This window comes from Acinetobacter sp. Colony158, assembly GCF_019264745.1.
Taxonomy (GTDB): Bacteria; Pseudomonadota; Gammaproteobacteria; order Pseudomonadales; family Moraxellaceae; genus Acinetobacter; species Acinetobacter ursingii.
Genome location: NZ_CP078523.1, coordinates 1,841,493 through 1,846,954, shown reverse-complemented (window position 1 = coordinate 1,846,954; position 5,462 = coordinate 1,841,493). Strand labels below are relative to the sequence as shown.

Sequence of the window (5,462 nt, the reverse complement as noted above, 5' to 3'; positions counted from 1 at the left end):
GCCCTAACTGCTGAAAACTCTGTCCAACCGCTTGTAATCCTTCAGTCTGAATCACCGCTTTGGTCTGTGCCGAACATTGTTCAACAATGATTCGCTGTAAAACTTGAGCAAGTTTCTGATCAAGTTGATCTTTTTGTGTAGGTGTAATATTACTAAACGCTTTTAAATCTGGATGTACCGATAATGCTGCATAGGTCCATTGCAATACGGTAGTCTTATCTGTAGCAGTCGTCGATTTGACCAGACAATCACTCAATTGATCGACAGCGGGGCCAGCACTCGCGATTTGAGTTCCACCCAAACTACTTAACAGAACAAGTGAAGTTCCAAGAATAGAATATTTACGGCGAATCACAGCATATAGGCGAGACATTCATCTAACTCCAATCAACAATTCCCTATTTCTATCATAGTTAGATTCCTTGCATCTGTAACTTGGCTGTAAATAAGTGCTTATTCTTGCCCTGCATAATTCCAATTTTCTGGAATATTTGGCTGTTGCGGAGCCTGTTTTAAATCAATATTTAGACTACGACTGCCTTTATAAGATTTTTCACCCGAATCAGACACAGGAGATACATCTAGATGGTAATGATAGCGGAACTGCCACAGCATCGGTTTAAGTGGGCGAATATCCAGACTTAAACCATCTTCATCATGACATCGATCTTTCGCCTGTTCATAGTCCTGCTCTGAAAAACAGGCTCGAACCATACGATTAAAACTAAAGGGATAATCTGTTATAAAGCGTTGTGTTTTTCCCTGCTCAAACAATTCATAAAAACTAGCGCGCTCAATGCTCGCACCTCCACCTGAATACATCTCTGAAAAGGGTGCAATCACCGCAACGGCATAACGCGTTGGTGTCATTGGAAAAAGTTTAGGGAAAATAAAGGCTTGATTGTCAGCATTTGTATCTTCTACAGCAAGCGGAAGTTGCCATTGACCACCAAGCTTCAAACCTGATGGAGATATTTGAAAGACGGCAATACGATCATTTTTAAGCAACCACAACTTGTGATCGGGTGCTTTAAGACTGCGTAATTGTTCCGTCTGATCACAAAGTAGTTTTAGTTGTGTACAAATTTGCGTTTGTTCAATTGTATTTAACTGATTTTTCTTAAACTCAAGAATATTGAATGGAGCTGCTGAGGCTGTAATCGTGATAGCCATTAGCAATATTGCCCAAATACATTGTCTGGAAGTTTTATTATTATGATTCATATTTTATACACTCTTTTGGTTCACATTTTCTTGACTCATAATTTAAGTAAAGTTCGATCATCTTATGTTCATGACTTTATTTAGCAACTTTAGCAATGCAAAATAACTTAATAACATTCGACTAAAGAGACAAGAGGAATAACTTAAAGCATCAAGGCGGTTATGCTATGGTTGATACACGCTTGAGATCAATTTTTATGCTTTTTTTCTTGGCAATAAACACAACAAAAGAGGATTAACGCATGTCCAAACAAATTTTAATGCTCGTCGGCGATTATGCTGAAGATTATGAAACGATGGTCCCTTTTCAATTTCTGACCGGCTTAGGATATATCGTACATGCAGTTTGTCCTGAAAAGAAGGCGGGTGATCATATTGCAACCGCAATTCATGATTTTGAGGGTGATCAAACCTATAGTGAGAAACGTGGACATAATTTTGCCATTAATTATGATTTTAATGCCGTTAATACACAAGATTATGTTGGGCTTGTGATCCCCGGTGGACGCGCGCCAGAATATTTACGCATGAATGAACGTGTGGTCGCCATTGTCCGTGAATTTGACAGCGCACAAAAACCAATCGCCGCAGTTTGTCATGGGGCTCAGTTATTGGCCGCAGCAGATGTAATTCGTGGTCGTTTATGTTCGGCTTATCCTGCATGTGCAGCCGAAGTAAAATTGGCGGGTGGTCAGTATGCAGATATTGCAGTCACAGAAGCCATCACCGATGGACATTTCGTCACCGCCCCTGCTTGGCCTGCACATCCTGCATGGCTTTCTCAGTTTGTCAAAGTACTTGGAGCTCAAATTACGCTGTAGAACGGCGATGAGTATTATTTAATATGGCTTTTTCGTTTGAGTTTGACATATGGCAATACAACAAGCTCAAACGAAATATATTAATTCTCTGAAAACTATTGAATCTGTTTCAGCATATTTTGGGCACCTGCATGATTTTGATGAGTCGCTAGATTTTGTAAAATCCCCACTGCCCGAGCTTTAGGATTGCTAAAACGGCTCTTATAAGCTGATACATGGGTTAGGCATTTTGCAACCAATACGCCAGATTCAGCATATACATTGCTTCCATTGGTATTATACAACTTGCCATAGCTATAGGCTTTTTCAGCATTATTGCAGGCAACAATCTGGTTTTGTCCCTTGCTCAAATCTTTACGTGCGGCGACATAGTATTTTAATTGTTGTGATTGAGGTGTTTCAGTCACTTTTTCTGGCATCTTGATCGGAGCGATGGGTACAGGCTTCGTCTCTTTTTTTGCATCTGATTCTTTTTTAAGATCAGCTTCTTTTTTTGTTTCAATCTCTTTGTCAGACTGATGCTTCATATTTTTGGTCGAAGACGGATTACTTACTCCTTTTTTAGGTGAGATAGCAGAAACAGGATTGGCTTTACTATAAAAAGTTTTAGTTTCTTCAAGCGTCATTATTCGAGTTTGTAAACTCACGACACTGGTTGCATTTTGATCTAGATTTTTACGTTGTGCAGTCGGTTCAATCGAAACAATCCAGCTTTTTTCAGCCCCATAATCACATTGATAGGCTCCTATTCCCTGCTTCACATTTGGATGAGATGCCAATATTTTTTTAGTTGAATGATCTTTAATTAAACTCAGATTGCTATGACGCAGCACAGAAAATTTCCCACCATTGGCATGACAATATTGACTTAAATATTTCCGTGGATAAAGTGATTCTGGTTCAATATTGGGTTGTTGTTGTCCCCAGTCATAGATATATTCACGTGAAATGCCTGTTGCACCATTCAATTGTTTTTGGTCGATCAAATCCTGAGGAGATGCAAAAAGCTGCATTGAATCAGCATGATTTTTAGGTGTAGATGCACATCCGTGCAACAACAATACATTCAACCCAATCCATAGCCATAATTTAGATTTCACGTTACTTTTTCTCAGTCCTTTTTTTTTATCGCTAAAATATAGCAAAAAATATAATCAAATAAATCTAATGATTTGATTTTTATTAAAATATAAGTGAAACCAAACTTGATGACGTATTCAAAAATAGGACTAAAATGCCAACTTTTTTCTCTTCATCTCGTAAACAATGAAATATGTATCACTCAGGATATATGAGGTTTTTATAGAAATGTTTGATCGTGTAGTAAGTTTTTCGCTTTAATGCGACTTGTAATGCTCGATCGTTTGAATCCTACATAACAGATGAGTTACTTAAGCCCTGTCATAAGCTCTATCAAATTACTGGCTAATTTCATCCTTTAACTTAAACCTTATTACTTACCATACGAAGCTTGAAGTAAGGATAAAATATGCTGAACCCGAATATTCATCTGGTCTGCACGGTAGATAGCATAGATCGGCGCAATACATGGTTTTTTGGCTTCAAGTAATTTATAAATAATCTGCTTATTCCAGAAATCTTGAATCGATGCAGGCACAATTGATAAACCAATCCCTGCCGCAATCAAGTTTAAACTGGAAGTCAAACGAGGCGCTTCCTGTACCACGTGAGGACTAAATCCAGCTTGATAACAACTTGCCATAATATTATCAAATAAATCCTGCCCGCCTAAACGCCGATAAAGAACAAACTCGTAAGGTTCCAAGTCAGATAACTGAATCACGCCATCAGTTTGAGCTAAACAATGATTATTGGGTAAAGCCACCATTAAGGGCTCGTTCAACACATGTTGACTACGCAATTTTCGCTGCCTTGGCGCAGGTTTACGTAAAAATACGATATCCAGTTTTTCATTAATGACCGCATCAATTAAGGCACTGCTACTTTCTTCTTCCAGATAAATAGAGACTTGAGGAAATTGATCACGAAATGCTCTTAACACCGTAGGCAAAAAGGGATGCAATCCAACAGAATGAGTGAAGCCCACATTCAATTGTCCCTCTTTGCCCTGAGCAATATTTTGAACGCGTCTGGGGATCGACTGTGCATGAGCCAAAATGGTAATCGCCTCTTGATAAAGCACTTTACCTGCTTCTGTTGCCTCCACCCCACGTGGCAATCTTTTTAAGAGCTGGGTATCGAGTTCCTGTTCCAAACTTTGTATCAATCTGGTCAAAGGAGGCTGCTGCATATGCAGCCTAACCGCAGCTTTAGATATATTACTTTCTTCAACCACAGCAACAAAAGCATTCAGTTTATGTATATCAATCATAGCGATACTTTTTGAGTATGTTTTATGCCAAAAATAGCATTGGTAAATATATCATAATCGGCTCATGCTATGCCTATCAGCTTAGACGATAAAAGGTGACGCAGTGAAGATTCAAGCCATGCCAATAGCGAGTGAACAATCGATAACTCCTGATTGCAAGGCTTTATTTAGCGGATTTATGAAGTTGGGTTTGATGGGTTTTGGCGGCGTGTTACCGCTGGCACATCGTATGATTGTAGAGCAACAAAAATGGCTAGATGAAAGCCAATTTACCAACTTACTGGGCATTTGCCAGTTATTACCCGGTGGCAATATCATTAATATGTCAGTGGCAATTGGCATGCAGTTTCAAGGCATTAAAGGTGCCATCAGTTCGGTATTAGGACTGATTTTTGCTCCAACTGTAATCGTCTTAATGATCTATCAGGTATATGAACATTTTCAATACTTAACGGTAGTAAGACATCTTATTCAAGGATTAGCCGCTGCGGCAGCAGGACTTTTGTTCGCCACAGGCTTCAAAATGCTTCGTCCTATATTAAAAAGCAAGCTCACCCTTCTGACGATCACGCTGACATTTATCTTTATGCTGTTATTTAAGCTACCACTGGCGTTGACCCTAGTTATTTTACTCACCATTAACTTTTTGATTCTGAGAGTAAAAAAATCATGATCTTGGTACTCATAACTCTAGCCTTAGTATTTACTCAACTGTCTGTTTTGGCCTTTGGAGGTGGCAACGCCATTCTTCCCGAAATGCAGCATCAGGTGGTAAATATTCATCACTGGATGAGCGCTGAACAGTTTAGCTCATTGTTTGCAATGGCACAGGCTGCACCAGGGCCAAATATGATGATTGTTCCTCTGATTGGCTGGCATGTCGCAGGGCCTGCTGGATTGTTGGTAACTTCTATCGCTAAATTTGGCCCGTCATCGATGATTACCGTCTACGCACTCAAATTTTGGCAACGTTTTAAGAATCATCCGTTTAGAAGCCGCTTTGAGCAAGCACTTAAACCCATTACCGTAGGCTTGGTGCTTGTCAGCGCATGGATGATTGCACA

General features: G+C 39.5%; 7 protein-coding genes. 3 read left to right on the top strand and 4 right to left on the bottom strand.

What is annotated here, in order from left to right; all coding sequences use genetic code 11:
- Both JR005_RS07635 and JR005_RS07630 read right to left on the bottom strand, forming a co-directional pair.
- Positions 1–373 (bottom strand): hypothetical protein (locus JR005_RS07635; RefSeq protein WP_218664823.1); only part of this gene is annotated, 373 nt, incomplete at its 3' end.
- An 80-nt stretch (positions 374–453) separates the two neighbouring features.
- Positions 454–1,173 carry a hypothetical protein gene (locus tag JR005_RS07630; protein ID WP_227613794.1) on the bottom strand — a complete coding sequence of 240 codons (720 nt, stop codon included), beginning with the start codon at positions 1,171–1,173 and terminating at the stop codon, positions 454–456.
- 293 nt (positions 1,174–1,466) lie between these two features.
- Between JR005_RS07630 and JR005_RS07625 the strand changes: the two genes are divergently transcribed.
- Positions 1,467–2,045: a DJ-1/PfpI family protein gene (locus tag JR005_RS07625; protein ID WP_004994917.1), complete on the top strand. Its 579-nt coding sequence runs from the start codon at positions 1,467–1,469 to the stop codon at positions 2,043–2,045.
- A 95-nt stretch (positions 2,046–2,140) separates the two neighbouring features.
- Here the strand turns inward: JR005_RS07625 and JR005_RS07620 are convergent, their stop codons facing one another.
- On the bottom strand, positions 2,141–3,145 hold the full coding sequence (locus tag JR005_RS07620; protein ID WP_218664822.1) for a hypothetical protein: 1,005 nt from the start codon (positions 3,143–3,145) through the stop codon (positions 2,141–2,143).
- A gap of 353 nt (positions 3,146–3,498) precedes the next feature.
- Positions 3,499–4,398 (bottom strand): LysR family transcriptional regulator, encoded by a 900-nt coding sequence (locus tag JR005_RS07615; RefSeq protein ID WP_004992531.1) that lies wholly within the window; start codon positions 4,396–4,398, stop codon positions 3,499–3,501.
- 103 nt (positions 4,399–4,501) lie between these two features.
- Between JR005_RS07615 and JR005_RS07610 the strand changes: the two genes are divergently transcribed.
- A complete protein-coding gene (locus tag JR005_RS07610; RefSeq protein ID WP_026039864.1) occupies positions 4,502–5,071 on the top strand; it encodes a chromate transporter in 570 nt (189 codons plus the stop codon).
- 2 nt (positions 5,072–5,073) lie between these two features.
- Positions 5,074–5,462: chromate transporter (locus JR005_RS07605; RefSeq protein WP_228731794.1), on the top strand; the 389-nt coding region annotated here is incomplete at its 3' end.

What these genes read in the sequence shown, in the direction of transcription:
- JR005_RS07625 (WP_004994917.1), top strand. Translation starts at nt 1,467, where the DNA reads ATGTCCAAACAAATTTTAATGCTCGTCGGCGATTATGCTGAAGATTAT.
- JR005_RS07630 (WP_227613794.1), bottom strand. Translation starts at nt 1,173, where the DNA reads ATGGCTATCACGATTACAGCCTCAGCAGCTCCATTCAATATTCTTGAG.
- JR005_RS07615 (WP_004992531.1), bottom strand. Translation starts at nt 4,398, where the DNA reads ATGATTGATATACATAAACTGAATGCTTTTGTTGCTGTGGTTGAAGAA.